This window comes from Bradyrhizobium sp., from assembly GCF_016462955.1.
Classification (GTDB): Bacteria; Pseudomonadota; Alphaproteobacteria; order Rhizobiales; family Xanthobacteraceae; genus Bradyrhizobium.
On the sequence record NZ_JAEMSD010000660.1, the window covers coordinates 1 to 3,133 of the forward strand.

4 protein-coding genes are annotated in these 3,133 nt (G+C 66.4%); 1 reads left to right on the forward strand and 3 read right to left on the reverse strand.

Annotated elements, in window-relative coordinates; translation table 11 throughout:
* From JHD07_RS36430 to JHD07_RS36440, 3 genes are all read right to left on the reverse strand, one after another.
* The coding region (locus JHD07_RS36430) for an MlaD family protein (protein ID WP_291630985.1) at nucleotides 1-363 on the reverse strand (363 nt) is incomplete at its 3' end.
* A 28-nt stretch (nucleotides 364-391) separates the two neighbouring features.
* Entirely contained in the window at nucleotides 392-1,174 is a 783-nt protein-coding gene (locus JHD07_RS36435; RefSeq protein ID WP_291630987.1) for an ABC transporter ATP-binding protein, read from the reverse strand.
* Between the two features lie 2 nt (nucleotides 1,175-1,176).
* Nucleotides 1,177-2,310, reverse strand: coding sequence for an ABC transporter permease (locus tag JHD07_RS36440; protein WP_291630989.1), 1,134 nt, complete (start codon nucleotides 2,308-2,310; stop codon nucleotides 1,177-1,179).
* A 134-nt stretch (nucleotides 2,311-2,444) separates the two neighbouring features.
* On the opposite strand from JHD07_RS36440, the gene JHD07_RS36445 reads away from it, so the two are divergent.
* Nucleotides 2,445-3,133, forward strand: a 689-nt coding sequence (locus JHD07_RS36445) for an enolase C-terminal domain-like protein (protein WP_291630991.1), incomplete at its 3' end; no start/stop codon positions are given.

The window sequence follows — 3,133 nt, forward strand, 5'->3', positions numbered from 1 at the left end:
CGGCGGCGCCGCGGCCTCGTCGCCGCCCTTGAGCGAGATGGCGGCGACGCCGGTGAGACCCTGGAATTCGAGGCCGACGAGCGTGTCCTTGCGGATCGGGGCGTTGTTCTCGATCATGGCGAGTGCGACAACCCGCCGCGGGTTGTCCAGCTTCACCGAGACCACCTCGCCCACCCGGATACCGTTGAAGTTGACGCTGCCGCCGTTGCGCAGGCCCGCCGCCGGGCCCTCGAACACCACGCGCAACGGGCTGCGCTGCTTGGTGGTGTGCAGCGACTGGAACCACAGCACGAAGCCGACCGCCGCCGCGATCACCGCCAGCGTGAACGAGCCGATCAGAATGTAATTCGCCCGCGTTTCCATCAGTGCTCCAGCTACTCAACCCTGCTGCTCAACTCATGACCGCGCGGGCACGCTTGCCATGGAAATACTGCCTCAGCCAGGGATGCTGCGAGGCCTGCATGTCGGCGATCGACCCTGCGGCAATGATCTTACCGTTGCCCAAGACGGCGATGCGGTCACATGCTGTGTAAAGGCTGTCGAGGTCATGGGTTACCATGAAAACGGTCAGCCCCAAAGTGCGCTGGAGCGTCTGGACCAGTTCGTCGAAATCGCCGGCCCCGATCGGGTCGAGACCCGAAGTCGGCTCGTCCAGGAACACGAGGTCCGGATCGAGCGAGAGCGCGCGGGCCAGCGCCACGCGCTTGATCATGCCGCCCGAGAGCTCGGAGGGAAAGCGTTCGGCAACTTCGGGCTTGAGCCCGACCATGGCGAGCTTGGCCATGGTGATCTCGTCCATCAGCCGCTGCGAGACACGCAGATATTCGCGCATCGGGAACTGGATATTCTGCCGCACCGTGAGCGAGGAGAACAGCGCGCCCTGCTGGAACAGGACGCCCCAGCGCCGCTCGACGTTGCGCCGCTGCAAGGTGCTGGAGGAATCGAGGTCGACGCCGAACACCTCGATGGAGCCCGCAACCTTCGGCACGAGGCCGATAATGGTGCGCGTCAGCACCGACTTGCCCGCGCCGGAGGGACCGACGAAGCCGAGGATCTCGCCGCGCCTGACGTCGAGGTTGAGGCCGTCGAGCACGCGCGTTTCGCCGAACTGCACGGTGATGCCGCGGACGCGGATGATGGGATCCTGGATTTCGCCTTGAGTTTCCCTTGCCATCGTCACATCCCGATCGAGGCGAAGAAGATGGCGAAGATGCCATCCATGACGATGACGAAGAAGATTCCCTTCACCACCGAGGCCGTGGTGTGCTGACCCAGCGATTCCGCGCTGCCCTGCACGGCGAGCCCTTCGACGCAGGCGACGATGCCGATCACGGCGGCCATGACTGGCGCCTTGACGATGCCGACGATGAAATGATCGATCGAGATCGCATCGCGCAGGCGCAGCAGGAAAGCCTCGGGCTGGACCCCGCCATAGAGCCAGGCCACCAAACCGCCGCCATAGAGCGCCGCCAGCGCGCCGAGGAAGGCCAGGATCGGCAGCGCCAGCACCAGCGCCATCATGCGCGGCAGCACCAGCACCTCGATCGGGTCGAAGCCCATGGTGCGCAGCGCGTCGATCTCCTCGCGCATCTTCATCGAGCCGAGCTCGGCCGTGTAGGCGCTGCCCGAACGGCCCGCGACCATGATCGCGACCAGCAGGACGCCGATCTCGCGCAGCACCAGCACGCCGAGCATGTCGACGACGAAGATGTCGGCACCGAACCTGCGGAAATGGAATATGCCCTGTTGCGCGATGATGCAGCCGATCAGGAAGGTGATCAGCACGATGATCGGCACCGCGCGCCAGCACACCTGCTCCAGGTGATGCACGGTCGAGGTCAGACGGAGCGATCTGGGATGGATCAGGACGCGGAACCACGCCGCGAGCACGGCGCCCAGCATGTCGACGAGGCCCGCGACCGTCCCGGCGACGCCGGCCACGGTCCGGCCGATCTGCTCCAGCATGCCGGAGATGGTGATCTGGCTGGTCTCGACCACGGCCGTCGCCCTGACCCGCCGCACTTCGTCGACGAGGCTGGAGTAATTCGCGGACAGCCCCGCGATCTGCGCCTCCGCGGAACCTTGCGTGAGACTGCGGCGCAGCCGCTCGATCAGCCAGGCGCCGAAGGTGTCGAGCTTGGCGACCTCGGAGACGTCGATGAAGATGTTTTGCGGGCTGCCGGCGAGCTTCTCGGCCTCAGTCACCATCCGCTCCAGGACCGGCGCGAAGCTCGCGGTCCAGGTCCCGGTAGCGCAAAGTGCCAGTGCGTCGCCCTTGGCAATCCGTTCGAGCTTCGGATCGCTGCTCAAAGTATCCGCTCCCATACCGGGGCGGAGAGAATCAGATGGTTGCGCACGCGCCCTTACCCAGAGAAGGTATCCCCAAGGGGTTAACGTTAGTTGCTAGAGGTAACTAGCAGGTTCAGATTTCGCCAGAGTTCAAAATGACTTCCACGACATTTGCCGCTCTGGCGGCGCGAATCGAGCGCTTCCCGATCGCGGGAAGTTTCACCATCAGCCGGGGTGCCAAGACCGAAGCCGTGACTGTCGTGGCGGAGGTCGGCTGGGGCGGCCTGACCGGCCGCGGCGAATGCGTGCCCTATCTCCGTTATGGCGAGACGCCGGAGGCAACGCTGGCCGCCGTAGAGGCGATGCGTGAGGCCGTGGCAGGCGGGCTGACGCGGCACGCCCTCCAGGCCGCGATGCCATCAGGCGCGGCCCGCAACGCGCTGGATTGCGCCCTGATCGACCTCGAGGCCAAGAAAGCGGGCCGGCGGGCCTGGAACCTGCTGGACCGCCCCGTGCCGGGCGAGCGCACCACCGCCTACACGATTTCGTTAGGGACGCCCAAAGCGATGGCCGCGGCGACCGCCAAGGCGGCGCACCGTCCGCTGCTCAAGATCAAGCTCGGCGGCGACGGCGATCCGGAGCGGATCGCCGCGGTACGCAAGGCCGCCCCTGAAACCGAGCTGATCGTCGATGCCAATGAGGCCTGGACCGAGGCCAATCTGGAAGCGAACCTCGCCGCCTGCGCCGCGGCCGGCGTCACCCTGGTGGAGCAGCCGCTGCCCGCGGGCAAGGACGAGGCGCTGGCGCGGATCAAGCGGCCGCTTTCCGTCTGCGCCGACGAGAG